The sequence below is a fragment of the Vibrio nitrifigilis genome (assembly GCF_015686695.1).
Lineage (GTDB): Bacteria > Pseudomonadota > Gammaproteobacteria > Enterobacterales > Vibrionaceae > Vibrio > Vibrio nitrifigilis.
Genome location: NZ_JADPMR010000004.1, coordinates 1,489,972 through 1,514,556, shown reverse-complemented (window position 1 = coordinate 1,514,556; position 24,585 = coordinate 1,489,972). Strand labels below are relative to the sequence as shown.

The 24,585-nt window shown below is 41.7% G+C and carries 23 protein-coding genes and 1 pseudogene; 13 read left to right on the top strand and 11 right to left on the bottom strand.

Annotated features, from left to right (window positions below; genetic code table 11):
* The first annotated feature begins 22 nt into the window (after nucleotides 1-22).
* The 5 genes from I1A42_RS23135 to I1A42_RS23115 all read left to right on the top strand — a co-directional run bounded on the left by I1A42_RS23135 (nucleotide 23) and on the right by I1A42_RS23115 (nucleotide 5,711).
* Entirely contained in the window at nucleotides 23-1,534 is a 1,512-nt protein-coding gene (locus I1A42_RS23135; RefSeq protein ID WP_196125291.1) for an EAL domain-containing protein, read from the top strand.
* Between the two features lie 120 nt (nucleotides 1,535-1,654).
* Nucleotides 1,655-2,110 (top strand): transcriptional regulator SlyA, encoded by a 456-nt coding sequence (slyA, locus tag I1A42_RS23130; RefSeq protein ID WP_161154440.1) that lies wholly within the window; start codon nucleotides 1,655-1,657, stop codon nucleotides 2,108-2,110.
* Between the two features lie 27 nt (nucleotides 2,111-2,137).
* A complete protein-coding gene (locus tag I1A42_RS23125; protein ID WP_196125289.1) occupies nucleotides 2,138-3,199 on the top strand; it encodes an HlyD family secretion protein in 1,062 nt (353 codons plus the stop codon).
* Between the two features lie 12 nt (nucleotides 3,200-3,211).
* Nucleotides 3,212-4,243 carry a DUF2955 domain-containing protein gene (locus I1A42_RS23120; RefSeq protein WP_161154438.1) on the top strand — a complete coding sequence of 344 codons (1,032 nt, stop codon included), beginning with the start codon at nucleotides 3,212-3,214 and terminating at the stop codon, nucleotides 4,241-4,243.
* A gap of 148 nt (nucleotides 4,244-4,391) precedes the next feature.
* Nucleotides 4,392-5,711, top strand: coding sequence for an alpha/beta fold hydrolase (locus I1A42_RS23115; RefSeq protein WP_230389728.1), 1,320 nt, complete (start codon nucleotides 4,392-4,394; stop codon nucleotides 5,709-5,711).
* Between the two features lie 105 nt (nucleotides 5,712-5,816).
* Here the strand turns inward: I1A42_RS23115 and I1A42_RS23110 are convergent, their stop codons facing one another.
* The 3 genes from I1A42_RS23110 to I1A42_RS23100 form a co-directional block, all read right to left on the bottom strand.
* Nucleotides 5,817-6,140: a hypothetical protein gene (locus I1A42_RS23110; protein WP_161154437.1), complete on the bottom strand. Its 324-nt coding sequence runs from the start codon at nucleotides 6,138-6,140 to the stop codon at nucleotides 5,817-5,819.
* Nucleotides 6,141-6,193: 53 nt separating this feature from the next.
* The gene (locus I1A42_RS23105; RefSeq protein WP_196125287.1) at nucleotides 6,194-6,517 is read right to left on the bottom strand and encodes a hypothetical protein; all 324 of its coding nucleotides are present in this window, start codon (nucleotides 6,515-6,517) and stop codon (nucleotides 6,194-6,196) included.
* A gap of 63 nt (nucleotides 6,518-6,580) precedes the next feature.
* Nucleotides 6,581-6,913, bottom strand: coding sequence for a hypothetical protein (locus I1A42_RS23100; RefSeq protein ID WP_196125285.1), 333 nt, complete (start codon nucleotides 6,911-6,913; stop codon nucleotides 6,581-6,583).
* Nucleotides 6,914-8,302: 1,389 nt separating this feature from the next.
* On the opposite strand from I1A42_RS23100, the gene I1A42_RS23095 reads away from it, so the two are divergent.
* Genes I1A42_RS23095 through fecE form a run of 4 tightly spaced genes read left to right on the top strand, consistent with a single transcriptional unit; the run spans nucleotide 8,303 to nucleotide 11,942 of the window.
* Nucleotides 8,303-9,208, top strand: coding sequence for a Fe(3+) dicitrate ABC transporter substrate-binding protein (locus I1A42_RS23095; RefSeq protein WP_196125283.1), 906 nt, complete (start codon nucleotides 8,303-8,305; stop codon nucleotides 9,206-9,208).
* The gene (locus I1A42_RS23090) at nucleotides 9,208-10,209 is read left to right on the top strand and encodes an iron chelate uptake ABC transporter family permease subunit (RefSeq protein ID WP_161154433.1); all 1,002 of its coding nucleotides are present in this window, start codon (nucleotides 9,208-9,210) and stop codon (nucleotides 10,207-10,209) included. The genes I1A42_RS23095 and I1A42_RS23090 overlap by 1 nt, the downstream gene beginning before the upstream one ends.
* Nucleotides 10,206-11,168, top strand: a complete 963-nt coding sequence (gene fecD, locus I1A42_RS23085) for a Fe(3+) dicitrate ABC transporter permease subunit FecD (RefSeq protein WP_196125281.1) — start codon at nucleotides 10,206-10,208, stop codon at nucleotides 11,166-11,168. Before I1A42_RS23090 ends, fecD begins: the two co-directional genes overlap by 4 nt.
* 3 nt (nucleotides 11,169-11,171) lie before the next feature.
* Nucleotides 11,172-11,942 (top strand): Fe(3+) dicitrate ABC transporter ATP-binding protein FecE, encoded by a 771-nt coding sequence (gene fecE, locus I1A42_RS23080; RefSeq protein ID WP_196125735.1) that lies wholly within the window; start codon nucleotides 11,172-11,174, stop codon nucleotides 11,940-11,942.
* A gap of 55 nt (nucleotides 11,943-11,997) precedes the next feature.
* On the opposite strand, the gene I1A42_RS23075 is transcribed toward fecE, so the two are convergent.
* Both I1A42_RS23075 and I1A42_RS23070 read right to left on the bottom strand, forming a co-directional pair.
* Nucleotides 11,998-13,299 carry a hypothetical protein gene (locus I1A42_RS23075; RefSeq protein ID WP_196125279.1) on the bottom strand — a complete coding sequence of 434 codons (1,302 nt, stop codon included), beginning with the start codon at nucleotides 13,297-13,299 and terminating at the stop codon, nucleotides 11,998-12,000.
* 153 nt (nucleotides 13,300-13,452) lie between these two features.
* Nucleotides 13,453-14,169 (bottom strand): NUDIX domain-containing protein, encoded by a 717-nt coding sequence (locus tag I1A42_RS23070; protein ID WP_161154430.1) that lies wholly within the window; start codon nucleotides 14,167-14,169, stop codon nucleotides 13,453-13,455.
* 293 nt (nucleotides 14,170-14,462) lie between these two features.
* Here I1A42_RS23070 and pncB point away from each other — a divergent pair, with 293 nt between their 5' ends.
* The 3 genes from pncB to I1A42_RS23055 all read left to right on the top strand — a co-directional run bounded on the left by pncB (nucleotide 14,463) and on the right by I1A42_RS23055 (nucleotide 18,398).
* Complete coding sequence (gene pncB / locus I1A42_RS23065; RefSeq protein WP_161154429.1) at nucleotides 14,463-15,770, top strand: nicotinate phosphoribosyltransferase; 1,308 nt, start codon at nucleotides 14,463-14,465, stop codon at nucleotides 15,768-15,770.
* A 286-nt stretch (nucleotides 15,771-16,056) separates the two neighbouring features.
* Nucleotides 16,057-17,094 carry an oxidoreductase gene (locus I1A42_RS23060; protein ID WP_196125277.1) on the top strand — a complete coding sequence of 346 codons (1,038 nt, stop codon included), beginning with the start codon at nucleotides 16,057-16,059 and terminating at the stop codon, nucleotides 17,092-17,094.
* Between the two features lie 167 nt (nucleotides 17,095-17,261).
* On the top strand, nucleotides 17,262-18,398 hold the full coding sequence (locus I1A42_RS23055; RefSeq protein WP_196125275.1) for an amidohydrolase: 1,137 nt from the start codon (nucleotides 17,262-17,264) through the stop codon (nucleotides 18,396-18,398).
* 15 nt (nucleotides 18,399-18,413) lie between these two features.
* Here the strand turns inward: I1A42_RS23055 and I1A42_RS23050 are convergent, their stop codons facing one another.
* From I1A42_RS23050 to I1A42_RS23025, 6 genes and pseudogenes are all read right to left on the bottom strand, one after another.
* On the bottom strand, nucleotides 18,414-19,082 hold the full coding sequence (locus tag I1A42_RS23050) for an HAD family hydrolase (protein ID WP_161154426.1): 669 nt from the start codon (nucleotides 19,080-19,082) through the stop codon (nucleotides 18,414-18,416).
* A gap of 1 nt (nucleotide 19,083) precedes the next feature.
* Complete coding sequence (locus I1A42_RS23045) at nucleotides 19,084-20,103, bottom strand: ABC transporter ATP-binding protein (RefSeq protein ID WP_161154425.1); 1,020 nt, start codon at nucleotides 20,101-20,103, stop codon at nucleotides 19,084-19,086.
* On the bottom strand, nucleotides 20,100-20,882 hold the full coding sequence (locus I1A42_RS23040) for an ABC transporter permease (protein ID WP_196125273.1): 783 nt from the start codon (nucleotides 20,880-20,882) through the stop codon (nucleotides 20,100-20,102). Before I1A42_RS23040 ends, I1A42_RS23045 begins: the two co-directional genes overlap by 4 nt.
* The gene (locus tag I1A42_RS23035; protein ID WP_196125271.1) at nucleotides 20,869-21,762 is read right to left on the bottom strand and encodes an ABC transporter permease; all 894 of its coding nucleotides are present in this window, start codon (nucleotides 21,760-21,762) and stop codon (nucleotides 20,869-20,871) included. The genes I1A42_RS23040 and I1A42_RS23035 overlap by 14 nt, the downstream gene beginning before the upstream one ends.
* Nucleotides 21,759-22,565: pseudogene (locus I1A42_RS23030) on the bottom strand (alkaline phosphatase family protein). The gene I1A42_RS23035 and the pseudogene I1A42_RS23030 overlap by 4 nt, the downstream one beginning before the upstream one ends.
* Before the next feature lie 14 nt (nucleotides 22,566-22,579).
* Nucleotides 22,580-23,629 (bottom strand): ABC transporter substrate-binding protein, encoded by a 1,050-nt coding sequence (locus I1A42_RS23025; protein WP_161154421.1) that lies wholly within the window; start codon nucleotides 23,627-23,629, stop codon nucleotides 22,580-22,582.
* 216 nt (nucleotides 23,630-23,845) lie between these two features.
* Here I1A42_RS23025 and I1A42_RS23020 point away from each other — a divergent pair, with 216 nt between their 5' ends.
* Nucleotides 23,846-24,583: a UTRA domain-containing protein gene (locus I1A42_RS23020; RefSeq protein ID WP_161154420.1), complete on the top strand. Its 738-nt coding sequence runs from the start codon at nucleotides 23,846-23,848 to the stop codon at nucleotides 24,581-24,583.
* Nucleotides 24,584-24,585 lie beyond the last annotated feature (2 nt).

The window sequence follows — 24,585 nt, the reverse complement described above, 5'->3', positions numbered from 1 at the left end:
AGACTGGGGTTTCTCGTCAACGATGATGAATAAAAAATCTGCAATATTTCGCCTTGTTGTGCTGACAATATTACTGATTAATATTGTTGGCTTTGCTTTGGTCTCTTTTCGTGTCTATGTCAGTTTAAATCAGTACGCTTATATTCAAACGGAAGAGATTTCCGTTCGCGTGAATCAAATGGTGCATGGCATCATCGATTCCTATAATCAGGACCTTGCTCATTTAGAATCAAACTGTCGTGAATTTCTACCTTTAGCTAAACAGAGTGCCTTAGCAAGCCCCTACACACGCTCGATTTCACTGACAGAGAAACAAGAGATATTCTGTAGCACAATCACGGATGAAAAGCGTATTTTCTTCCGCCGTCCATCGGCGGAAAATTTAATTAACCTTCACTACATTCCGCAAAGTCCCATTGTAAAAAATAGCGATGTATTTTTATTGATCCTCAATAGAGGTAATGTGCATGTCAATTTTGGTATTGATACATTTATATTTAAAAACATCCTAAATACGGATATGAACTATTTTTCTCCTGCTTTTTTTATTGATGGTTATTACATCAGTGAAAAGCGTACTGAAGCGATGAATACGCCACACTTGGAGCAATACGTTCGAGTTGGTAATCCTTATATCGATCTTTATTATCACTTAGATACCGAAAATTATATTAACTATGCTCTTATTAACTATGCATTCATGTATTTAATGGTAACTGTATTTTCGTTTATTTGCGGCTTTGGACTTAACGTTCATTTATCACGTATTGATTGGCAGGTGTTTGCTATTTCAAAAGCGTTAAAAAAAAGGCAGTTTGTCCCTTATCTTCAGCCGGTTTTCGATCGTAATCGGAAGTTGGTTGGCGCTGAAGTATTAGTTCGTTGGATCCACCCTAAGGTGGGGATAATATCGCCTGATGACTTCATTCCTAGTGCAGAAATAAGTGGGCAGATTAATGACATCTTCACTCAGCTGGTCGAACAGTTAGTTAAAGCGTTTATACCGTATCAGAAGCACTTTACCGATGACTTTCACTTAGCGCTTAATGTCAGCGCTCCACAGTTAGCCCATCCCAATTTGATTAGAGATTGTAAACATATTCTCTATCGCTTAAATAAACATAATTTTCATTTAATCGTTGAACTCACCGAACGCGTGCACATTCCACAAGACGATCTGTATCTGCAGGGGATTGTTAACATTAAAAATCAAGGTATAAAGATTGCTTTAGATGATTTTGGTACAGGACATTCTTCTTTAAGTTACTTAAAAAAAATTAAAATCGATTTTATTAAAATTGATAAAAGCTTTGTCGATATGATTGGTGAAGAAGAGTTTCGTGATCATATCGTTGCTAACGTACTTGATTTGGCCGATCGTATTGGAGTTCCCGCAGTGGCTGAAGGTGTTGAAACGGAATATCAGCAATCTTATCTTCTCAAGCACAATGTTGCTTACTTTCAAGGGTATTTTTATGACCGCCCTGTCTCACTAGATATGTTTATCGAACGTTATCTACGTATATCCAAGTAATCTATCCGCTTTTTAAAACCATTATAACAGTATGGTTATGTGATTAATGTCACAAAAAGGTTTACTTAGCACGCTAACTATCTTATATTAGTTAGCGTGCTAAGTTTTTAAGGAATCCTCATGTTTCACGATACTGACATTTTTCGTCAATTGTCGCTTGCTGAGCGGCTAGCTCGGGTTTCTCGCCTGTGGAAAATGGCAGCTGACCGTGAGTTAGCGCCGTTAGGTTTAACTCATCCTCGTTGGACAGCGTTATGGAAATTACAGCGTTTAGGCGATCACATTAGTCAAAAGCAATTGGCTTGTGCGCTTGAAATTGAACTGCCTTCTTTGATGCGGACCTTAAATCAATTAGAAGAACAATTATTGATAACAAGACATCCTTGTGAGCACGACAAACGTAGCCGTATTGTCTGTTTGACACCTGAAGGTCAACAACTGCTTACTAAAATGGAGACCAAAATAATGCGAGTTCGTAATCAGATCTTAGCGGAAATCTCCAATGAGGAAGTTGAAACGTTATCGCTGCTACTTGAAAAAATAGCAGACAACGCGTTAAGCACTCTTAGCGATTAGTACCACCCTTTCAAAAGAGAAAAAACCATGACTCCAGATCAGAAATTTGCCCGCTGGATAAAGATTTCTTGTGCGGCATTTTTGGTAATGTTTGCCTATTTTATGTTGGCAGACTTAACCATGCCGCTTACACCACAAGCGTTAGTTACTCGAGTGGTGACAAAAGTTGCTCCACGCGTGAGTGGGCAGGTTATATCGATTAATGTAAAGAATAACCAATCAGTGCACAAAGGTGATGTACTGTTCAATATTGACCCTCAGCCATTTCAGCTTGCCGTAGAACAAGCAAAAATTAACCTCGATAAAGTGAAGCAAAATAACGCTCAACTTGATGCTTCTATCGCGGCGGCTGAAGCGACGGTTGAAGCCAATAAGGTCATGACCGGTCAAAAAGTTCGTGAAGCGGCTCGTTTAAGAAAATTGCTTAAGCGCAGCGGTACTTCTCAACAGCAATACGATGATGCCAACAGTGCTGCTATTGCAGCGAAATCCAATTGGGATGCTGCCAAAGCTCGTTTGCAAGGTTTAATTGTTAGCCGTGGTTCCGTTGATGATGAGAAAAACGTGAATGTTCGTGCTGCTCGTAACCAATTGAATCAAGCCGAACTAAATTTAGCGTATACCAAGGTTGTTGCTGAACATGATGGTATCGTAACCAACTTACAACTGAAGGCGGGGACATTTACACCTGCTGGTAGCCCAGTGATCGCTCTTGTTGATGATGCCGTGGATATTATCGCGGATTTCCGTGAAAAAAGTTTACGTCATTTCCCTTCTCATAGTCATGCCTACGTAGCGTTTGACCGTATGCCTGGTGATATTTATGCGGCAGACATTACTTCAGAAGATGCAGGGGTAAGTGCGGGGCAGTTTGATGCCAATGGTCGTCTTGCGACACCATCAACCTCTAACCGTTGGGTACGTGACGCGCAACGCATGCGTTTGCACTTGAAACTTGTCGACAATGTAGACAAAACAATGCCTGCTGGCGCAAAAGCGACGGTTCAATTAGTTCCTGATAATGGCCTAGGTGCATTTTTTGCCAAGTTGCAAATCTACTTTATCAGTATTTTACACTACGTCTACTAAGTAGGAGTTGTGATGAAATTGTGGGATCACCCAATGTCTGAAAATGATTTCAGACAGTGCTTAAGAATCGCGACAGGCTCTGCTCTTGGGTTCACTATCTGTAAGATTTTTGGCTGGAGTAATGGGGTATTCTTCACAGTAACACCAGTACTGCTATTGGGTATGGTGCCAGTGATGAATATGCATGCAGCTCGGCAGATGATAGCTTCTTCTGTGGTGGTGGCGTTAGAAATGGGACTGATTGGGGGACTGTTTGGCGGTCACCCAGGCATGATGACCATTTTGGCTTTCTTCATGTTTTTGCTTAACTTTGCTTGTATGTCGAAAGGCAGTTTGTTCTTATTCGGCGCCAATAGTGTCTTGAACTTAAGTATCATGCTGCATTTTGGTAGTTATCAAGCCACGGACATGAATGACTTTATCGAAGTGAATATGATGGCGGCATTCTTATCCATCGGCATCGCTTACTTGATGATGTTTGTTTTCCCCGATGTCGAGCCAAGGCAACCAAGACCAGCACCAGAGCCAAAACAATCGCATCGCATGCGTCATGAAGCGCTTATGGGAGCAACCATCGCGACGGTTTCGTTTCTAGTATTTCAGATGGCCGATCTTAAAGACTCGATGTCTGCTCAGGCAACGACTATTTTGATGATGTTTCCAATGCATTGGAATGGTGCGATGGGCTATGCTCGTAAAAGGGCAATGGGGACGATTATGGGGGTGTCATTTGGCATCTTTTGCCAAATCATCTTATACGATTGGTCTGACATGCTGCTATTCGTCGTGCCTTTGCTTTGGATTGGCGTAATGATATTTGGTTATATGCACGTGAAAGAAAGCAGTGGTTCAGGGGCTGGCTTTGGTGGCATGACAACCCTAGGTATCTTATTTGGTCAATATTTAAGTCCGGGTGGAGATTTAGTGTTTAGTGCGTTGTATCGGGTGAGCAGTATTCTGTTTGCCATTGTCGCTACGCTCTTAATTACTTATGCTGTGCACATTCTCCTGAATCGGTTTGAATCGACACGCTTTACTAATTAGTCTGACCCGTCCTAAGATAGGTTGACAGTTTTTAGGCCAGCTTCAGTAGCTGGCCTTTTTGTTTTTCTATCGCATGGCTTGAGGTTCATTGGGTATATGTTACATTTCCTTCTTCGCCCGTGATAAACGGGAAATAAGGATATTAATCATGACACAGATGACCCAAGCCTTTGTAAATTCAGGCGTACGTTACACCCCACATTATTTTTCTTTGCCTCTGGATTACCAAAAACCGGATGGTAAACAACTCACCATTTTTGCTCGTGTGGTTGAAACTGCTGCTGGCGATAACAGCCACAAACCATGGCTAGTGTACTTTCAAGGTGGTCCAGGTTTTCCTTCTCCTCGCACAGATGCGAGCTCTGGCTGGATGAAACGAGCGTTACAGCAATTTCGTGTGTTGCTGCTTGATCAACGTGGCACCGGTTTGAGTACGCCAGTGACCCACGAAACACTCGCTAATCTTGCACCAGAAGAGCAAGTTCATTACCTAAGTTTTTTCCGTGCAGATAACATTGTGCGTGATGCTGAGAGTATTCGTCAGCAGTGGAATATCGACAAATGGGCGATTATTGGTCAGAGTTTTGGGGGCTTTTGTTCTCTCACATATCTATCTCTATTCCCACAAAGTGTATTGCGTAGTTATATTACTGGCGGTATTCCATATATTAACGCCAGTGCCGATGACGTTTATCGAGCGACATACCCTAATACATTCCAAAAAAACCAAGCCTTTTTCCGTCAATTTCCAGAGGCTCAAGAGCAATGCTGTGCTATCGCTGATTATCTACTGGAACATGATGTGCGTTTACCTAATGGGCAACGCTTTACCGTAGAGCAATTTCAGCAAATCGGTATTCATTTCGGTATGAGTGATTCGTTTATGCCTACGTACTTTACGATAGAAAGTGCGTTTGTCACTGTTGATGGCCAAACTCAACTTAGCTACAGTTTTTTAAATGCGATGCTGATGGATCAGGCATACCAAACCAACCCTATCTATGCCATTTTACATGAGTCGATTTATTGCCAGGGCAACAATGATGCTTCTCGTTGGGCGGCTCATCGAGTACGCCAAGAGTTTGATGAATTTAACTATCGTTCGGGTAACCCTTTCTACTTTACCGGTGAAATGGTCTATCCATGGATGTTTGATCAATTCGAGTGCCTAAAACCGCTACGCGAAACGGCTAATAAACTTGCTGAAAAAGAAGATTGGACGCCTTTGTATGACGAGAGTGTGCTGTCTGGTAATCAAGTGCCAGTAAGTTGTGCAAGCTATGCGGAGGATATGTTTGTTGATATCGATTTAACGCGTAAGACATTACAGTTGATGCCAAATACTAAAGCTTGGATTACAAACGAATATGAGCACAATGGGCTTCGTGCTGATGGTGAGAATATCCTTGATCGCTTAATCGAGATGGGAGAGCAAACGGCAGCTGAGTTAGGATTACCTTTGTTATAACAACACCGCCTTTATGTGTAAATCAATGCAGCTTAATCGATGATTAAGCTGCATTATTGTTTGGATTCCAATTCCATTACGACTTCCTTCTATGACCGGATGTAATTAGCTATCACGACCAAGGAAACGTTTAGCAACAATAGTGTGCCCATCGTTATCTTCAACGGCGAAAGTCACAGCGTGAGGTTGGTTGCCTTTGTTTGATACACTGATTGAACCATTGTCAGCTGTTTTTAAGTCGCCACTCTGAGTTAATGCCGTTGCACCATCGACGTGTACTGGGTAACCAGAAACCGCTTGGCCATCTTTAGTTACTGTTACCATAGCTTTGTTGGCATGGCTGAATACGTGCAGTTGTAGATCTGCAGCAGATGCTGCAAAAGTGGTTGATAACGCAGTGAGAGCGAGGGCAGTTGTTAATGTTTTCATGTTGTACTCCTTTTGTACGAAGGTTATGACTTAGGTTTTATTAGTTATCGGTATTAGCTGTTACGGCCTAAGAAACGTTTTGCAACTATGTTGTTGCCATTATCATCAGTGACAGTAAATTTCACAGACTGTGGCTGATTACTTAAATTTTTCACTGATACTGAACCATTTTCTGCAGTTTCTATATTGCCGTTGGTTGTAAGGGTGCTAGCACCTTGAACAGAAACTGGGTATCCAGAAACGGGTTGACCATCTTTAGTTACGGTCAAGGTCGCATTATTGTTATGGCTAAATACGTGCAGTTGTAGATCCGCAGCAGAGGCAGCAAAAGTGGTTGAAAGTGCAGCAATGGCAAATGCAGTAGTTAATGTTTTCATAATATTCTCCTCAAATTCTTTTTTAGTGTTTCATTTCTTTATCAGTACTTAATTAAGTGTTAATTAACTTTCTCGTCCTAAAGTTCTTTTAATAACAATTGGTTGGCCATCTTTTTTACTATTAACGATGAACGTAATTGTTTCTGGTTGATTGCTGCGGTTAATGACAGTCAGTGAACCCTGTTTTGCTGTGTGGTCATTAATTTCATTTGTGGCTTTATCCGCACCTACGACTTGGATTGGATAACCAGCTACTGAACGGCCATTTTCAGTCAACGTGATTGTTGCTTGGTTATGTATGGTAAATACATGTGGGGTTAAATCAGCAGCGTTTGCAGCAGTAGCAAATCCTGAAGTAATAGCTGCTAGGGATAATGCGACAGTAAGATTTTTCATAATGACTCCTAAACAATTTTTTAGAATGTTTCTTCGTTATCGAAGCGATGAATATAGAATAGAACTTCAATATCATTCGATCGATAGATAAATTTGAAATGCAATATTCAAATTTTTCGAATATCTGGATTGTTATATTGTTTCCATGTTTTATAAATATCTTTATAAACTCAATGATTTAAAATCTATTATTATTGTTTTAGGTGGTCAATTTAATAAAACAGTGTGCAAATAAGAGTTAAGTACATTAAAGACCATCTAAATTTTATTAGTTCAATAATATTGAATTTCTTGTTGAGTATTTTCGATAAGCAGAGAGGTATCTCACGGAGAATGGCCGCCTGAATAAAAGCGGTATACAGTAACTAACGCCTTTAAATGAGATTGTTTACTAATCCGTTGAGATAATGTTGAGGTCCATTTCTTAACAATCTTGATTGTTGCAACCAAGGTCTTATTATCGCTACAGCACATTAACTGTTGCGATTTGAGATACGCAAAGCGACTCTGACTCAGAGGCTCTGTAATCTGTTGCTTCACTTACTGAGGCAATCACAGCAAGTGACGGCACTATGCTCGTTCATATACTCAAGCCACCTTAGGATGTTGTTTCAATGAGAAGGTATTTGCTCTGAATCCAGCATCTTGAGGCCATTTGAGTTTATCTATTCATCTATGGTGGTTTGAATACATAACCAAGCGACTTAACTTGCGTAGCGATTCAAGTTTTGCTGGTTAGTCCTCATGTTTAAGTCGCATGCATCTTAACCAATCTGTGGTTTAAGTATTCAAATTGCATTAGATAATGACGATTGATTCCGCCAATCGATGAATACACCTTAGCACTGTGATCTGGCTCACGTCCTAAAATTTATAAAAATTTTTATTTTTATATTTTTAGCTGTACTCGCATTAGAGTTTTTATTCTAAAAATGACGTTAAAACATAAGGTTAATGCTTCATAGTCTGCTGCACCAAAGTGAGTCAATTTTGACAAAAGAAAAGAGTTACATTTTTATTGCATTATTTTTGTTATGTGTACACAAAGTGTGAGGGAATGAAGCATTGAGTGTTAGATGTGGTTTGAACAAAAATTTAGAGTATTTGTAAGCCAATCAGTGGAAATTAAAGTCACATATTATCGTGACCATCTTGTGTTTTTCATATTACATAATTAATCACTAATGTAAGATTTTTATTTATTAATAAATTTAACGAGAAACAAGAAGATTTTGTATTGATCTATTAGATGTAAATAGAAATAATTATCAATGCTAGCGTGTTAGATTTGTAAAGCGTCAATAAGGTGCCTTTTTCATCAACACATTCATTGCTTTGTAATCGAGTCCGTATGACTCGTAGGCATTTTTATATTGAGTAGGTAATAACATGAAGTGGTTTTCTCAGATAGCACGTGGTGCTTTGGTAGTGATATTTAGTTTAGGTCTTTGTGTCCCTTCTTATGCTGTGACAGTAACAGATAGCCATGGGCAATTTTCAATCAATCACACCCCTAAGCGTGTCGTCGCGTTGGAATTTTCGTTTGTCGATGCTTTAGTCTCTGTTGGGGTTAGCCCGGTAGGTATTGCGGATGATAATGACCCTAATCGTTTGTTGCCTGCTGTACGTAAGCAACTTGGCCAATGGAAATCTGTTGGTACTCGTTCCCAGCCGAGTCTAGAAGTTATAGCTTCTCTAAAGCCTGATCTTATTATTGCTGACGCTGATCGTCATTCAGCCGTATTTAAAGAACTGTCTAAGATTGCACCAACATTGTTATTGCCATCACGTCGTGAAACGTATCAAGATAATTTAAAATCGGCAGCTATTATTGGTAAAGTCATTGGTAAAGATAAGGAAATGCAGGCTCGTTTAGCGCTACACCAAAAGCGTATGAAGGGTTACGCTAAACAGTTAGTTGCTTTAAAAGGTAAAACCATCCAATTTGGTGTTGCACGTGAAAATGGTTTTTATGCTCACTCGTCAGACTCATACGATGGTGGCGTGATTGCCTCTCTCGGTTTAACGTCTCCTGCTGGTTTAAATAATGAACAAGCGTCGCGTTTAATCAGTGTAGAGCAGCTACTGGGGTTAAATCCTGATTACCTAGTCGTTGGTGATTATGTAAAAGATAACATTACTAAAAAATGGCAGAAGCAATCTCTTTGGCATGTGTTAAAAGCCGTTCAAGGTCATCATATCTACCATGTAGATGGTAACATGTGGGCTCGTTGTCGTGGTATTCTCGCGGCAGAATACATGGCCCAAGATTTATTGAAGTTGGTTAAAGCTTAATGCTAAAGAATCATCACTGGTTTTATACGAGCGTGGTATCCACGCTCGTTTTGTTTTTAATCCTAGTTATGTGGATAGGTTTATTTGCTTATTCTGCTGTGCCTATCTCTCCCTCAGACGCTTGGTTTGGTATCTGGCAACCTAAACCTAGTGTTGTTGCTCATATTATTGTGCAAGACGTCCGTCTACCGCGAGTACTAGAAGCCATGCTCGTCGGAGCTTGTTTATCCACCGCTGGGGCGTTAATGCAAGGTTTGACTCGTAATCCGTTAGCTTCGCCAAGTTTATTTGGTGTTAATGCGGGGGCCGCTTTGGGTATGGCCCTAGTCACTACTGTTTTTTCTCTTAATTCTTCGATCACCTCGCCAGTGGCTGCTGTGCTGGGGGGATTATTTGCATGGATATTGGTAATGATACTCGGCGGAGCTTGGCGCGCAGGGACCGAGCGAGGCCAATTAGTGTTGGCAGGTATCGCTATATCAGCGTTATGCGGCGCTTTGACTAAAGCGAGTGTTATTTTGGTAGAAGATCAGGCAGTGAGTGTCATGGCCTGGTTGGCGGGTTCTTTCGCTAATGTGCAATGGCAGAATTGGTCATGGAGTTGGCCTGGGTTGTCGGTTGCTCTGATTGTTAGCCTATTATTAGCACCAAAAATTAATTTGCTTGCAATGGGAGATGAGCGAGTTAAAAGCCTAGGCGTTAATTTAACTGCTTTACGTTTTATCATTGCTTGTACCGTACTATTGCTCGTCGGTATCAGTGTCAGTACCGTCGGTGCGCTGTCTTTCGTTGGGTTGATTGTACCTCATTTAGGTCGTCTGCTTGTGGGCTACGATTACCGTCGTTTGATTCCAGTTACTATGTTGCTTGGTGCGATTCTTACGGTGTTAGCCGATATTGTTAGTCGAGCTGTAATTTTCCCAACCGAAACCCCAGCGGGCGCAGTATTAGCGCTGATTGGAGCGCCAATATTCATCTATCTAGTGAGGAAAAGCCGATGAAACACCCTCTTAGAGTGATGATGGTATTGCTTGGACTTGTTGTTGTGATGGCGGTATTGAACCTGTGTTTAGGGGCGATAGATTTATCATTGTCACAAGTTTTCCATGGTTTAAATAAAGGCGGCGAGCAATATTTCACTGTACATGAATACCGTTTACCGCGAATTTTTATTGCCATATTTGTTGGCGCAATGTTGGCAAGTGCTGGGGTATTAATTCAAGGTGTTATTCGTAACCCGCTTGCTTCTCCAGACATTCTTGGTGTTAGTCATGGTGCTGGGTTAGCTGCTGTTGTATTGATGACCTTACTACCGGGTGTTTCTGTCTATTGGTTGCCAGCAGCTGCTTTAGCTGGAGGTATATTGGCTGCAATTATTCTGGCTATGGTATGTGGTAAACATACTCAACCGGTGAAATTAGCGATTACGGGCGTTGCACTTTCTGCGCTATTTGGTAGTGCAATTGATTTTCTGATGTTAACGAACCCGTTAGAAATCAATAATGCGCTACTTTGGCTAACCGGTAGCTTATGGGGACGTAGCTGGGAACAATGCTGGATGATTCTACCATGGCTGGTATTACTCCCAGCGGTACTGTGGTTGAGTCAGCAACTGAATTTATTGACACTTGGTGATGAACGAGCAAGTAGCTTGGGCGTTTCGGTGTATGCGGTAAGAGGCGGTGCATTATTGATTGCAGTGTTATGGACATCGGCTTGTGTCGCGGTATGTGGTCCACTCAGTTTTCTTGGATTGGTTGCTCCTCATTTGGCGCGTCAACTCGTCGGCGGACGCCATCAGATATTATTACCCGCTGCGATGTTAGTCGGAGCATTACTGCTATTAGTTGCGGATCTGGTTGCGAGAATTATTCATCCGCCGATTGAGCTTCCCGCCGGCATTATGACCGCCATTATTGGGGCGCCTTATTTTTTATATCTATTAGTTAAAATGAGATAAATGATGAACTTAACAACGAAAGATTTACATCTTGGTTATGGCAAGCAATCCATAGTTAAGGGCGTCAATATTACTATTCCTGAACAAAAAATTGTGGCTCTTTTGGGGCCTAATGGTTGCGGTAAATCCACCTTATTAAAAGGACTAGCGCGAATATTAGAACCTGAATCAGGCACTGTTTTTTGGAATGGCCAAGAGATTCACTCAGTATCTTCACGAGAACTCGCTCAACAATTAGCATTATTACCTCAAGCTCAAGAGCCACCCGAAGGCGTCACAGTACGCAATGTCGTCGGTTATGGACGCAGCCCATATACTGGCTTTTGGGGGCAGCTTGCGACAGATGACAAAACAATGGTTGAGCAGGCGATGCAAGCAACCGGGGTTACTGAGCTTGCTGATACACTGATTACGGATCTTTCCGGTGGTCAACGCCAACGAGTGTGGCTTGCTATGACTTTGGCACAAGATACGGATTACATCTTATTAGATGAACCGACAACCTATCTAGACCTTAATCACCAAGTAGAATTAATGAAATTGATGCGTCGATTAAATCAGCAAGGTAAGACGTTGATTACCGTTTTGCACGATATTAATCAGGCATGTCGTTACTGTGACTATTTAATCGTGATGAAGGATGGGCAGGTGGTGACTCAAGGAGAGCCAGAACAAATATTGACTGCAGAATTGCTGCAATCGGTATTTGAACTTGATGCTGAGATTCACCGAGACCCGATTGCCGGGACTCCGATGTGTGTCGTTAGAGACTAAAAAAATCCGCCATCTTGGCGGATTTTTCATTCATTAGGTTGGCTAAAGTATCCATCTATAAATAAGGATGCTGGAACGCATAAAGCCACAGCGTTGCCGCACACACAATGAACATGATTAATACATAACGCCAATTTAATCGTAGCAGTGTCTTCGCTTGTAAATCATAGCGAGATTGAATACTGAGTTGTACCCCAGAAAATGATGAGAACGTAATTCCTAAAGACCAACCCATCAAAAGTGTTAGGCCGAGTAAGTTAGGATCGGTGACGGAAGGCGCAAGAATACTGCCAGCTAAAACAACACTGGTCACCGGGTGCATACCTGTCATTGCAAGCACAACGAGTACCAAAAGCGTGATGATGGCGGCTACAGCTCCAAAGTGGTCTGGTGCGAGTTGAATATTTAATGAAGTAAGAATCGATGCGACACCAGATGCCAGCATTGCAGCGGCGGCGAAGAGTACCACTTCACCTGCAGAGCTCGCAACGCCGACTTCAATATGGCGTTTAGCGATTTTTGGCCCTTGTTTGCCTTTTTTAATAAATAGCCATAAAGCAATAAAGGTGACCGATGTCAGCGCAACCAGAGATAGCACACTAGCATTAGGCCAAATGTTGTGTTCAACGATAACAATGATTGCGAGCAGGCAAGGCATCCACAGTGATTGGACTCCGATGGGGTATCCCAAACATTGCTCCGCATCAGGTTGATTACGAATTTCCCAAGCACTTAACAGTAAAGCGATAATACTGACCGGAATACCATAAACGATCAGTGTACTTAGATGTGAGCCAGGAGCGCTCGTTAATGTCATGCCCATCGCAGCAAAAAAAGGGGACCAGAACGCACAAATCGCAAAGCCGCGTAAAAGAGTTAAACCTTGAGTTGGTGAGAGTGGACGTTGCATGGCTAATTTATCACCCACAATGACGACAGATGACATATTCAACACTGCGCCAAAGAGATGAACACCGAACAGTGTTTTTGTTAGAGAATGTCCTCCCTTAGGGAGAGCTTCTTTTGTTTGGACGTTATCGGCAGCAAAAATACGCAAAAAACCAACGCCAATAAGCATGGTGACTACCGTTTGGTTGGCTTCCAGAGTACGAATGAAATAACGAGCATCAAGATGATGCATGGTTCCATACAGTAAACCGAACATCCCGAAGATGACCAAGATGATAATTTGTTTTTTTTGTGTCGGTTTAACGTAAGGGAAAAAGAAGAGGGAGCTTATCCAAATAGGGACACCAGCCCAGTAGGAAGGCAATAGGTTCAGCAGTTCAGAACTTAATGATAAAACCAGGCTGACAATCATTAGCCAACCACATAGCGCGGCTATTTTGGGATTCATGGTATCGTCGAATTATTGAGTAAAGGTCATGCTAAGCGAGAAGTTAGCATGTAGGTAATGTGATTAGTATCACATGAAATTTGGCGATAATCTACCCAATAAAATCGATTTGTCACAATTTGTTAACGCTAAAACCTATTGGCTAGCCGTGAACTAGCCGCGTAAACAGGTTTGAAAATAAGTGACTTCTTTACTTGGTAACCGATATACCGTTGCTGGCTTCCCGCCGCGGCCTTTACTTGAAGAGGCGAGCTTGTTAGCACTAACGATAACCCCTGTATCAATTAGACGGCGCTTAACTGTCATACGGTTTACATCAACACCAAACTTGGCATAAGCATCAATAATATCCGCCACCAAAAATTCTGTTTCCAGAGAGAATAACACCACGGATGTATATTCGACCGCCGCTCGAAGTTTACTCCAAGCATGTTTAATTTGAGAGCTGTGGTCAAAAGCTAAGTTCATTTCGCCTTTAAGTAGGTCTTCTAAATCAAACCAATCGGCGCGATCTTTGTCCATGCCGGAGTTATCAATTTGCTCGACATTGGAAGGGTTTAATAACGCATAATGAGAAATACTGACACTCCAACCATCAGGGTCGCGCTTTGGATTACCATTTACGATGGGATCACTTATAAAGTTAGGATAAGTATGAATTTTTTGACGACAAATGCGGCGTCGCGCTGAATCGAAATCGTCATCTGCGGGGTCTCCGCCCTTCGTTGACCAGTCTTCATCGTAAACTAATCCTCCTGGGATGGCCCATTTCCCGCAATCAGGACGTGTAGGGTTTTGTCGTTTTACCAGCAGAACCTGAATACCCTTAGGAGTGAGACGTAAACAGACTAAATCAATCGAGACAATCATAAAGTATTCCTAATTATTGATGGCACCATTCTAGGCATGCGTTAAGTTTTGGTCAATTGTAAATAACAGAATGTGACAAACTAATTTTTACAATTTAAAGATTGCCTCGGTTCATTAGGTAACTTATTGCGATAATTTGATTTGTATGTAACAAAAATGGAACATGGGAGTACATTTGTGCTAAATAGGTTTGTCACATAAGTTGACAAACCTCGCAAACTCGCTTATTGTCGCACAAAAGGTTAGCAACATAATGTTACTAACGTGATGAAAGTGAAATGAAGGACGGCATAATGAACTCTCGCCTGTTTTCTCCACACATTATTCGTAGCTTGCTAGATTTGGATGCGTACAAAATTACGATGATGCAGGCTATCCACTCTCTTTATCCTGACGTACAAGTACGTTATGAACTGATTGTGCGCAGTGATGAAGATGTCAGTGATCTTCTTGAAGAAGTCCGCACTGAAATTCGCCAGTTAGCATCACTACGTTTTTCTGATGCTGATATTGTGTATCTGGAGCAAAGCTCGCCACATTTGAAGCCCGCTTTCCTTCAATCATTACGTTATTTCCATTTTCAACCTGATCGCCAGGTTCACTTTGGGGTGATCAAGCATGATGGTAAAGAGCAGTTGCGTATAGGTATTGAAGGATCTTGGCGTGATACGATTCTTTATGAAACTATCGTAATGTCTATTTTATCTGAGGTACGGAGTCGTCGCCGTTGGTCTGAAGTGCCAGAGACACTACCAATGGATATTTTAGACGGTAAAATCCAGGCGTTGAAAGCCGAGATTAAACGCCGTGGGATTACTAATTTCTCATTAACAGAAATGGGAACTCGTCGCCGTTTCTCCGGTCAAGTTCAACGTGATGTGATGGAATATCTAAAAAGAGAGATTCCTGAGTTGCTACTTGGTACCAGTAACTACCATTTTGCTCGTGAGTTTAATTTAAAGCCAATTGGTACAATTGCCCATGAATGGTTTATGGGACATCAAGCTCTGGTGAATGTGAAAGATTCACAGAAAATCGCCCTAGAACAATGGTTACGAGCATTTGATGGCCAGTTAGCGATAGCACCAACAGATACATTAACCATCGATGCTTTCCTCGAAGATTTTAATGTTCATTTAGCAAAAGCTTATGACGGTATTCGTCATGACTCAGGCAACCCATTCGTTTGGGGGGATCGCATGATTGAACACCTTGAAGGGTTGGGCATCGATCCTATGTCGAAAGTATTTATCTTCTCTGACGGGTTAAACTTTGATGAAGCGTTGGAACTGTGTGAATATTTTGCTGGTCGAGTGAGAATTTCATTCGGGATTGGTACGTTCTTAACTAATGACCTTGGTGGTTGGACAAATACCAAGGGTGAGGCTTATAAGCCGCTTTCCATTGTGGTTAAATTGACAGAATGTAACGGTCGTCCAGTGGCTAAAATCAGTGATGAACCTGAAAAAGCGATGTGTGAAGATCCGATATTTCTCGCTAACTTAAAGCGTCGTTTTAACATTGATGTTGATGTCGATGATTTAATTGCTGAGCTAAAACGTCAAAAGCGGACCAAACGTCAGTATATCGCTGCAGCTTAGTTTATAACGGTTGAACACTCTTTCTTTAAGCCCTTGTTAGATGACTAACAAGGGCTTTTCTTTTATTCTCATTGAACTAACACTTTGGGGGTTGAACTTAAAGGGGTTGTCCGTATTGCTTATGGGGACGCTCAATCAGCAAATTTACGAAGCGACTCTCATTAATCAAGCTAGTGTTTCGTTATTGTAAATAACGGTATAAATATTTCATTTATAACTGTAACCTATCACTCATATTCATTGCTGTTTTAATCAATATCTCTATGAACTACATAAGGAAAATGTTATGGATTACGACCCGATCAAAGTTGCCGTTGTTGGCTATGGTTTTTCTGCGCAAACTTTCCATTTGCCTTTTATTAACACATTGGAGCAATTTGAGCTTGCTGCGATCAGTTCTAGCAAAAAGGAGCAAGTGCTTGCCGATTGGCCACAAGCGACCTATTTTTCAAGTGCTGAACAACTTATCCAAGAAAGCAACGCTGAGCTAGTGATTATTACAGCACCTAATGATGTGCATTACTCTTTGGCTAAACTTGCTTTAGAGAATGATAAACATGTCATTATCGAAAAACCGTTTGTGACTCGAGTTACTGATGGTGAATCTTTAATCCACCTTGCTGAAGAAAAACAACGAGTGCTTAGTGTTTTTCAAAATCGACGTTGGGACAGTGACTTTTTAACCCTGAAAAAAGTGGTTGAAGATGGGCAAATCGGTGAGGTTAAATTCCTCGATTCTCATTTTGATCGTTTTCGTCCCGATGTGCGTCAACGTTGGCGTGAACAGGCTCAAGATGGCGGTGGGATATTATTTGATTTAGGGGCACATCTGATCGATCAAGCTGTCGTTTTATTTGGTCAGCCTTCTTCTGTGACTGCGCAGTGTTTAAATATGCGGCCTGGATGTGAAACCGTGGATTTCTTTAATGTGATACTTCATTACAAAGAACGGTTAGTTCAGCTCCATGGTAACTTATACAGTCCTGAGCCGAATGTCCGCTATAAGGCGTTAGGAACTAAAGGTAAGTTCTTGAAGTTTGGACTTGATCCTCAAGAGCCTCAACTGATTTCAGGAATGACACCAACTGATAAAGGGTGGGCCGTTGAAAGTCCTGATAATCACGGCGTGATTTACCATGAAGATAACAAAGCAGAAGAGGTCATTTCACAAGTCGGTGGCTATGAGCACTATTTTATGGCACTGGCAGATGCCATTCGAACTGGTACTGCTAATCCGGTTCCCGCCCAAGAATCACTCAATACTATTCGTATCATTGAAGCGGCAATGGAAAGTAGCCAAACAGGTCGTTCTATCACGTTGTAGTCGGACTGCTAAAAATGAAGCCATACATCCCAGTATGGTTTCGTTCTTTACACTGTAAATACAAGTTAACTAGCAGGTTTTTCACACTAAAGAGTTGGCGAGTAGCGCACAAATCGGTGTATTTTTAGTACACTGACTCTACAGGATATGGAGATAGGAACAAATCCATGAAAGAGCTCAACTGGACTGAGTTTCGTCAAACATTACATCAAACCCCAGAGTTAGCGCTGCAAGAAAAAGAAACTGGGAATTTTATTAAATCTTACTTTAAGTCATTTGGTTTCGATGAACTTGTTGAAGGCATTGCTGAAACAGGTTTCGCTTATGTTTTTTATGGTCAAGATACGGGCCCAACAACATTGATTCGTTGTGAGCTTGATGCATTACCTATTGTTGAACAAAGTGATGTGGACTACCGGTCTCAATATGATGGCATAGCGCATTTATGTGGCCATGATGGGCATATGAGCATCGTAAGCGCTCTAGGTGAGTTTATGTCACAGCATAAACCAATCAAGGGTAAGGTTATATTGCTTTTTCAACCAGCAGAGGAAACGGGGCTAGGGGCTGTTGCTGTCTCTCAGGATCCTAAGTTTTTAGCGCTTGCACCTGATTATGTTTTCGCCTTACATAACTACCCTGGTCTGAGGCTTGGTGAAGTGGCGGTTAAGTCTGGGCCATTCAATTGCGCATCAAAAGGAATCATAATCCACTTGCGAGGTAAACCTACGCATGCAGCACATCCTGAAGATGGTATTAGCCCGGCGTTGGCTATGGCTGAACTGTTGCAAGGTCTAGGAAAGTTACCGACTAAAACAGACGAAAAAACGTGGGTAACTATTATTCATGCTCGATTAGGTGAGATTGCTTTTGGTACCGCTCCTGGTGATGCGGTTGTTATGGCGACCTTGCGTAGTGAAACCAATGAAGGGATGTATTTCCTACAAGATACAGCCACGTACTTTGCTCGTGAAGTCGCAGAACGGTATGGACTCCAGTGGGCAATTGATTATCAGGATGCTTTTCAAGCCAGTATTAACTCTCCTGAAGGATTCCAACAAGTAAAAGATGCCTGCCAATCACTGGATATCCCTTGCCATGAATTGGAGCAGCCCATGCGTTGGTCGGAAGATTTTGGCCAATTTACCAACGTCGCGGAAAATGGTGCCATGTTTGTATTGGGAAGCGGTGAAGAGTGCCCACAATTACATAATGAGCACTACGACTTTCCTGACAGTCTTATCCCTGTGGGACGCGATATTTTTGCACAATTAGTTCGTCAGATTAATGGACTTGACGAATAAACGTCGGCGTGACGTCTATTGTGCTCTTGTCCAATGCAGTGTTGTCCAGTTTGGTGTCTCAGCCCATTTTTCTAAGTGGCGATCTGGGTTGATTAAGTAAGCGTAATCACTATGTTGGCACAGTGGTAAGTCATTGATGGAATCGGTAAAAAAGTGTGTTTCATCGAAGGTAACATCGCTACCATCTAGCCATTGAGCCAGACGTTGTACCTTTCCTTCACGGTAGGTGGGAATGCCTTCTATTTGCGACGTGTATTTATCTTCTTTGATTTGCATATCAATACCGAGTGCTTCGGAAATCCCCAAACGTTGGGCAACTGCTTGAACAATAAAACTCACAGTGGCTGAAATGATAACTACCGGGGTTTGACTGCATTTTAGATTATCTAACAGGGTCTTGGCTTGAGGAAATACCCTGTCCATCACTTTAGTATCAATATATTCTTGCACGAGTTTGTTCACGACGCTTGTGGAAAGGGTCAGAATGGGTGCTAACGTATATTCGAGATACTCTTCCATATCGAGTTTGCCATCAGCATAGAGAGCCATGAGCTCTCTATCTTTTTTCAAGAAGTTTGGGTCTGTTGCAATCCCTTTTTCCACTAAAAATTGGTTCCATAACATGGATGTATCACCGTCAATTAATGTGTCATCCATGTCAAAAATATACAAAGCTTGAGACATACTACGCTCGCACAGGTTGGATTTCGTTAAGGTCAAAAAGTAATTCTAATGATGTTCCTTCGGGAAACAATCGTTTTGAAGATCGGTTTAATAAATCGACCGTTAATTCGCACTGTTCCAACGCGACTCGGTAACGAATAACATTCCCCAAGAGTTGATGATCGAGTACTTTTGCTGTCTGAGGTGCAGAAATATGCGTTCCGTAATTTCTCCCTTGCTCCTTGATATAGATAGATTCAGGGCGTACAGCAACTTTGGAGTCGGTATCAATAGAAAAAAGGCGGTTGGCTAAAGGGGCATCAATCACATTGTAATTACCCATAAAACCGGCGACGAACTCATTAGCAGGTTGGTTATAGATCTCTTCAGGTCTGCCTTGTTGGATAATTTTGCCACTGTCCATTAAAAAAATACGGTCAGAAAGTGTCATGGCTTCTTCTTGATCGTGAGTCACAAACACAGTCGTGAGATTCAACTCTTGTTGGATTCGGCGAATCTGATTACGTAAATGACGTCTGATTTTCGCATCAAGAGCCGATAAGGGTTCATCTAGAAGTAAAATATTAGGTTTTACGATGAGTGCACGAGCTAATGCGACGCGCTGACGTTGTCCACCAGATAATTGGGCCGGATACTGTTTTTCTTTGCCTTGCAGTTCAACTAACTCAATAACTTTACTGATTTGCTTAGTTCTTTCAGCTAATGGCATTTTTTGCATTTTTAGCCCAAAGGCGATGTTTTGTTCAACTGTCATATTGGGGAATAAGGCGTAAGATTGAAACACCATACCGATCCCACGCTTTTGCGGCGCTTGATGAGTGATGTCGACGCCGTTGACGATGACTTGCCCACCGTCTACAGAATGCAGCCCAGCTAGGCTGCGTAATAACGTTGATTTACCACAACCACTTGGACCTAATAACGTGATGAATTCACCTTGTTCAATATCGAACTGAATATGATCGAAGACTGTGTTATCGCCAAAGCGTTTGGTCAGTTGTTGAACCGTTACATAACTCATGATTTAGACCCCAAGCGGCTTGCTAGCCATGTCGATAAAAAGATAAAAATGAAGTAAGTCATCACTAACGCAGAGGTGTAGTGACCGCTTTCTGCGCGTACGCTGTAGAGATAGATCTGTAATGTTTCAAAGCGAGTGCCCACTAACATGTTGGCAAAGACAAATTCACCTAATAAGAATGAGAAAGCTAAAAATAGCGATGCCATCAACCCTTTTTTAAGGTTGGGTAACACGATTAAGAAAAAAGCTCGGGGAGTGCTTGCTCCGAGTAGATGAGCCGCATCCATCAAGTCGCGTAAGTTGATAGCAGTGAATGCGTTGGCGATTGCACGATACATAAATGGTAAAGCAATCGTGAAATAGGTGCCAATCAATATCCAAGGTGTACCAATTAGGGACATAGAGCTGTCCGCGTAAATTTGTAACATGCCAACAGAGGAGACAACAGGTGGTACCGCAAATGGCAATAATATCAGTAGATTCATTAGCCTATCGAGTTTTGGAAAGTAGTAAAAAATCACAAAAATCGCAGGTAAAATTAATACGCAACTGAGTATTAGAGCGCTGATACAGATAAATAGAGAGCGTCCAAATGCGGCCAGAAAGCGTGGTGTAGTGAGTAATTCACGATACCAGCTAAGAGTAAATCCTTCAGGTAATATGGTTGCTCCCCAATGGGTGGATAAGGAATAAGCCAGTGTGGCGATAATCGGAATTAATAATAGCCCGACAATGGTGTACACCACGATACGGTGAAAAATAGGGTTACTGTTTTGCATGGTAACTCCTTGCGATTAACCATTGGTTGATTCCGGTAATGATGGCGAGTACGACGATCAATACGACTGAAATCGCTGCGGCCAAATTAGGTTCTAAGAACAGGTCACCAGCAACCAAACTCGCTATACGTATGGTAATCATGTTGTAGTTACCTCCAGTGAGAGCGTAAACACTGGCGTAAGCACCCATTGCATTCGCAATTAAGATAATAAATGTACCGAGTAATGCGGGAGTTAACACTGGAAGTGCAATTCGAGTCCAGTATTGCCAATGATTAGCACCAAGTAGGGCAGAGGCGGATTGCCAGTCATCTTCTAACGCATCAAAGGCAGGATAAAGTAGCAGAGCTGCTAAAGGTATTTGAAAATAGATATAGAGAATGAGCAATCCCCATTGACTATATAAATTGAATGTTTCGATGCCTAGCCAATTTCTCATCAGTAGTGTCACGGCACCGTTTGAACCAAGAATAATAATAAAAGCAAAGGCCAGTGGAACGCCTGCAAAGTTACTGCTCATGTTTGTAAAAGACACGATAGCATTTCTTAACCGTCCACCCACTCTACGTAACGAACTTACCAGCAAAGCTGCGATAGCCAGGCCAGCGATGCTTGACCACCACGAGATCCATAAGCTATGAGTAAATCCTTGTTGTATGAAGGGCGAGTCGATGATCTCTTGATAGTTATCTAAAGACCACTCGTCATCAACTTTAAAACTATTGACCAAAACCCAAATAAGTGGCGCTATTTGAAATAAATAAAAGAACACGGCAAAAGGAGATAGGCACGCCAGTGGTCTCAATTTTTTTACGCGGGAAAGCGCACTGAACGTGCGCTTTGTTTTAATATTTTGTTGAGTGAGGGCGATTGATTTCATGAGGTTAATACTCCCTGAGGATAGGGTTTCTCATGTTCCAATCCTAATAGCTGGCAGACGAGACCGCAGATCTCGGTTTGTTTAATGGGAGCATCATGCTGACTAAATTGCTCACCGATAACAAACAGCGGGACAGCTCGTTCACACTCTAAAATCCCCCCATGACTTTTGTCATTATTCATACCATGGTCGCTCGTAATTAATATCTGATAACCATCTTCAAGCCAGTTATCGATAAAGTGCGAAAGAATGACATCAATGTGTCGAGCGGTATTGCGGTACTCACTACTATCTAAGCCAAACTTGTGTCCCATATCATCGATATTCATTGGATGGAACAGTAAAAAATCAGGTTGGTATTGGCGACGTAAGTAATCGCCATCAAGAATTAACGCTTCATCAGGATAATGATCCCAGTGATAAAAGCAGCCATGCTGGATATTTAGAGATTCATCATGAGTAACACGATCGCGCACTGCATCGTAAGGCGCACGATTATATAATTCACTAACCCAGTGATATGCCGCAGCGGCGGTGACGCGATTCTGTTGTTTTGCAAGACTAAAAATCGAGTCGTAATGGGAAAGACGTATGACATTATTACTCACAATTCCGCTTTGAGTTGGAGTGACTCCCGTGAGTAAACACTAGTAAAGCGGTCTAGATAGAGAAGGTAGCTCAGATTGCAGCTGATAAAGCGCTGCACGTTTTTGTTCAATCAAGCCTTGTAAGTAGCCCATACCATCATGGGCTACGTGGTAATTAAGGCCGTCAAGAATAACAAGGATAACCTTATTTTGCATGACGATGCTCCTTGCTACTGTTGGTACATCATGACTTGAGATTGCCATTGGCGAGACAACTTGCGAGCGGATTTTTCCCAAGCAGCAAAGTCTTTAATTGGATGTACATTTTTATATTCAGCGTCAGGTAGCAATTTTGCTTGCACTGATTCAGGAAGAGTTACGCTAGAGCGGATAGGGCGTGCATAGCCTTTAGCGAGGTTAATTTGGCCTGCATCACTAAAGATATATTCGCGAGCAAGTTTTGCTGCGTTAGGATGTTTAGCGTATTTATTGATAAGAGTCGCATAGCCCGAAATGATCGAGCCCTCTTTGGGAATATGAACACTAAAGCGATTGTGATCAATTTGATCTCGATAGTTAAGCGCATTGAAATCCCACATTATTGCGACTTCAATTTCCCCTTTTTCTAAATTTGAAACAGAAGGTTCAGCAAGCGATAAGCGGCCTTCTTTCGCTAATTTGGCAAAGAATTCTAAGCCGGGTTTCAGATTTTTTTCACTTCCTCCAAAAGCCATGGCTGCTGCCAAAATCGCATTATTGGATTGTGCTGCAGTACCCACATCCCCAACGGCCACTTTATAATGACCTTTTAAAATATCGTTCCAAGATGTTGGCGCCTGTTTGACTAAGTTATTATTGGAAATAAACGCAATCGTTCCGGTATAACCTAATGCCCAATAGCCCTTTTTATCTTTTGCCCAAGTCGGAATATCATCCCAAGTTGTTGGTTTATAAGGTTGAACTACCCCTTTTTTTACAGCAACACTCGCAAAGGCAAAACCTACATCGCCAATATCCGCGGTGGCATTTTTCTTTTCTGCTGCAAACTTCGCAATCTCTTGCGCTGAGCTCATATCAGTATCTTGGTGTTGCAATCCATACTTGGTATTTAAGTCTTGCCAAGTATCTTTCCAGTTAGCCCAAGTATCTGGCATACCAACACTATTTACAGTGCCTTCTGCTTGAGCTTTCTTAACCAAAGGTTGAAGAGTGTCTTGTGCGTAAGCACTTGATGTTAAGCCAATAGCTAACAAACCTGCGGTAAAAAAAGAGTATTTCATAATAGTCGCCTTCCTCTGGACTAGTTCAGATTGTTCCTTTTTTACACTATAGATGGAATGTGACAGGATTAGTGCGTTTTTATTAAGCAAAAATTAACATATTTAGGCTACTTTTTAATCAATGTCCGAGTTTCATATAAATGTTCCAATAAATTCATAATTTAATTATTAATTTCTTATATGATTGATTTATCTTAATGGACTAGGCCAAAAAATATGACGGAATCTGCGGGAACGCCAATTAAAATTAAAGACATTATCCGTGAGCAAATTACCTCCGAGGTAATGATACCGGGACAAAAACTTCCTTCAGAAAGAGAAATGACCGAGCTGTTTTCAACGACTCGTATTACCTTAAAAGATGCACTCATAGGATTGGAAACGGAAGGATTAATCTATCGAGAAGAGAGGAGAGGATGGTACGTTTCGCCCGAACGCCTACGCTACAACCCTTTATCCCGCAGTCACTTTCATAAAATGGTTCGTGAGCAATCTCGAGTCGCAAAAACAAAAGTGATTACAGTGCGCTCAGAGATGGCTAGTGGCGACATTGCTAAAGCGTTAGAAGTCAGTTCATTTACACCGGTACATGTTATTGAAAGAGTTCGTTTAATTGATGGAAGGGCAGTGTTGTTTGTTGAAAACTGCCTGATTGAAGCATTCTTTCCTAACATTCTAACCCAAGATTTGTCTGCATCACTGACAGAGCTTTATCAAATTCATTATGGGTTTGAAACGTTACGGTCTCGGTTTGAGGTAATACCGACGGCAGCTCCTACTCATGCAGCTCGGGCATTGAACTTAGCGGCGGGACAACCGGTATTGAAAATCTGCCGAGTCAATTATAATCAGAACGGACAATTGATCGATTGCGAGTTTGAGTATTGGAGACCTGATTCAGTGATGATCTGTATAGATAGCCAAGGAGAGAAGATAATCCTCCCTCCTCGCTAAAA

What these genes read in the sequence shown, in the direction of transcription:
- I1A42_RS23135 (WP_196125291.1), top strand. Translation starts at nt 23, where the DNA reads ATGATGAATAAAAAATCTGCAATATTTCGCCTTGTTGTGCTGACAATA.
- slyA (WP_161154440.1), top strand. Translation starts at nt 1,655, where the DNA reads ATGTTTCACGATACTGACATTTTTCGTCAATTGTCGCTTGCTGAGCGG.
- I1A42_RS23125 (WP_196125289.1), top strand. Translation starts at nt 2,138, where the DNA reads ATGACTCCAGATCAGAAATTTGCCCGCTGGATAAAGATTTCTTGTGCG.
- I1A42_RS23120 (WP_161154438.1), top strand. Translation starts at nt 3,212, where the DNA reads ATGAAATTGTGGGATCACCCAATGTCTGAAAATGATTTCAGACAGTGC.
- I1A42_RS23115 (WP_230389728.1), top strand. Translation starts at nt 4,392, where the DNA reads ATGACACAGATGACCCAAGCCTTTGTAAATTCAGGCGTACGTTACACC.
- I1A42_RS23110 (WP_161154437.1), bottom strand. Translation starts at nt 6,140, where the DNA reads ATGAAAACATTAACAACTGCCCTCGCTCTCACTGCGTTATCAACCACT.
- I1A42_RS23105 (WP_196125287.1), bottom strand. Translation starts at nt 6,517, where the DNA reads ATGAAAACATTAACTACTGCATTTGCCATTGCTGCACTTTCAACCACT.
- I1A42_RS23100 (WP_196125285.1), bottom strand. Translation starts at nt 6,913, where the DNA reads ATGAAAAATCTTACTGTCGCATTATCCCTAGCAGCTATTACTTCAGGA.
- I1A42_RS23095 (WP_196125283.1), top strand. Translation starts at nt 8,303, where the DNA reads ATGAAGTGGTTTTCTCAGATAGCACGTGGTGCTTTGGTAGTGATATTT.
- I1A42_RS23090 (WP_161154433.1), top strand. Translation starts at nt 9,208, where the DNA reads ATGCTAAAGAATCATCACTGGTTTTATACGAGCGTGGTATCCACGCTC.
- fecD (WP_196125281.1), top strand. Translation starts at nt 10,206, where the DNA reads ATGAAACACCCTCTTAGAGTGATGATGGTATTGCTTGGACTTGTTGTT.
- fecE (WP_196125735.1), top strand. Translation starts at nt 11,172, where the DNA reads ATGAACTTAACAACGAAAGATTTACATCTTGGTTATGGCAAGCAATCC.
- I1A42_RS23075 (WP_196125279.1), bottom strand. Translation starts at nt 13,299, where the DNA reads ATGAATCCCAAAATAGCCGCGCTATGTGGTTGGCTAATGATTGTCAGC.
- I1A42_RS23070 (WP_161154430.1), bottom strand. Translation starts at nt 14,169, where the DNA reads ATGATTGTCTCGATTGATTTAGTCTGTTTACGTCTCACTCCTAAGGGT.
- pncB (WP_161154429.1), top strand. Translation starts at nt 14,463, where the DNA reads ATGAACTCTCGCCTGTTTTCTCCACACATTATTCGTAGCTTGCTAGAT.
- I1A42_RS23060 (WP_196125277.1), top strand. Translation starts at nt 16,057, where the DNA reads ATGGATTACGACCCGATCAAAGTTGCCGTTGTTGGCTATGGTTTTTCT.
- I1A42_RS23055 (WP_196125275.1), top strand. Translation starts at nt 17,262, where the DNA reads ATGAAAGAGCTCAACTGGACTGAGTTTCGTCAAACATTACATCAAACC.
- I1A42_RS23050 (WP_161154426.1), bottom strand. Translation starts at nt 19,082, where the DNA reads ATGTCTCAAGCTTTGTATATTTTTGACATGGATGACACATTAATTGAC.
- I1A42_RS23045 (WP_161154425.1), bottom strand. Translation starts at nt 20,103, where the DNA reads ATGAGTTATGTAACGGTTCAACAACTGACCAAACGCTTTGGCGATAAC.
- I1A42_RS23040 (WP_196125273.1), bottom strand. Translation starts at nt 20,882, where the DNA reads ATGCAAAACAGTAACCCTATTTTTCACCGTATCGTGGTGTACACCATT.
- I1A42_RS23035 (WP_196125271.1), bottom strand. Translation starts at nt 21,762, where the DNA reads ATGAAATCAATCGCCCTCACTCAACAAAATATTAAAACAAAGCGCACG.
- I1A42_RS23025 (WP_161154421.1), bottom strand. Translation starts at nt 23,629, where the DNA reads ATGAAATACTCTTTTTTTACCGCAGGTTTGTTAGCTATTGGCTTAACA.
- I1A42_RS23020 (WP_161154420.1), top strand. Translation starts at nt 23,846, where the DNA reads ATGACGGAATCTGCGGGAACGCCAATTAAAATTAAAGACATTATCCGT.